Below are 1,512 nucleotides of genomic sequence, written 5' to 3'. Positions count from 1 at the left end.
AGTCAAGTCCTTATTCTTGTGTAAAAGTGTCAACAATGGTTTTCAATTTATTTTAAAAATGTGTATGGTGAGCAAGATTATTTCGAATTTACATTGAGGGGCGGGCGTGATAGCCTGGAGGGCAAGCCAGGTGTTGTAAAACTCCTGGCTTCCTGGCTTGACATCATGCCCGCTGGAGGCTCGATGTCAATTCGAAATAGGTATTACCACCAAATTTTGAAGGTAGGATTGGCCTAGCTTTTTCTAGGTTTTCCTCTAATAATTTTTTTGATTGCCTGTTCCTCGTTTATTTGCATAAGAACTGCTCCAATCAATCTAAATGCGGACTGAGTATTCGGAAATATACGGATGACTTGTTCTCTTCTTCTAACCTCTTGGTTAAGGCGCTCCAATGAATTGGTACTTCTTATATATTGTTGAAATCTAACTGGTTCATTTAAGTATTGAACGGCATCTTCGAAGCCATCCTCTAATGTTTGAATGGCTTTCTCAAGCTTAAGATTATCTCCATAACGTTCAAGAAATTCATCTTTAAACTGTCTTGCATCTTCGACACTAACAGCCTCAAAGATTCTCTTTAACCCTAGTTTTTCTTCTTCAATCCCTTTCTTTGGCATCGCATTAAAGATGTTTCGCTTTAGATGGACTGTACAGCGTTGCCAAACAGTTCCAACAAAGACCTCTTTTAGAGCCTTCTTTAAGCCAGCGTGTGCATCGGTTATAAATAGCTTTGGGGATTGAACGCCTCGTGATTGAAGGTGCAGTAGAAATGCTTTCCATGCATCATAACTTTCCACATGATCTACTCTTATACCAAGAACTTCTCGTCGGTTGTCTCCCGTTATGGCAGTGGCAATATAGACAGCTTTTGGTACCACACGATGATGTTCACGTACTTTGATATACATGGCGTCCGCAAAAATATAGGGATAATAGGTTGTATTTAATGGTCGATTGGCCCATGCCTGTACGATTGGATCTAGTTTTTCTGTAAGGGAAGAAACAAATGACTTTGAAACACTTTCTCCACAAAGCTGCTGAACAACATTCTTTACTTTTCGAGTAGATACACCATTTATCACCATTTCAAGCATAGAAAGGACAAACGCCTGGTCACAGCGTGCATATTTTTCAAAGAGAGAAGGTGAAAAATCCCCTTTACGTGTACGCGGAACCTTCAAAGTTACCCTCCCTATACTTAGCATGAGGTCGCGATCATAGTAGCCATTTCGCGAGTCAAATCGGTCTGAAGAACGTTCATAAGCCCCAACTTGTAAGTGGTCATCTCGTTCTTTCTCCATAACTGAATTTAAAACAAGGATAATCGAGGCTTTGATGACAGCATCAATATCAGAATTCATTACAGATTCTTTTAAAACATCAAGATTTAGGTTAAACTGAATTTGAGTCATAATTAATTCCTCCACAAGGTTTTTCGTCGCTGATAACCATTGTGACCAAAAGGAATTAATTTGACTCTTTTTGTATTTACACAATTATATGGACTTAATC

Annotated in this window: 1 protein-coding gene; it reads right to left on the bottom strand. The window is 39.0% G+C overall.

Features of this window, described 5'->3' with window-relative positions; translation table 11 throughout:
* Positions 1-233: 233 nt before the first annotated feature.
* A complete protein-coding gene (locus LC095_RS26555) occupies positions 234-1,412 on the bottom strand; it encodes an IS256 family transposase (protein ID WP_226530911.1) in 1,179 nt (392 codons plus the stop codon).
* Positions 1,413-1,512: the final 100 nt, after the last annotated feature.

Origin of the sequence: Metabacillus niabensis (assembly GCF_020524345.1) — a bacterium.
Lineage (GTDB): Bacteria > Bacillota > Bacilli > Bacillales > Bacillaceae > Metabacillus > Metabacillus niabensis_B.
The sequence above is the reverse complement of the archived record's forward strand: the minus strand, read 5'-3'. Positions and strand labels throughout refer to the sequence as shown.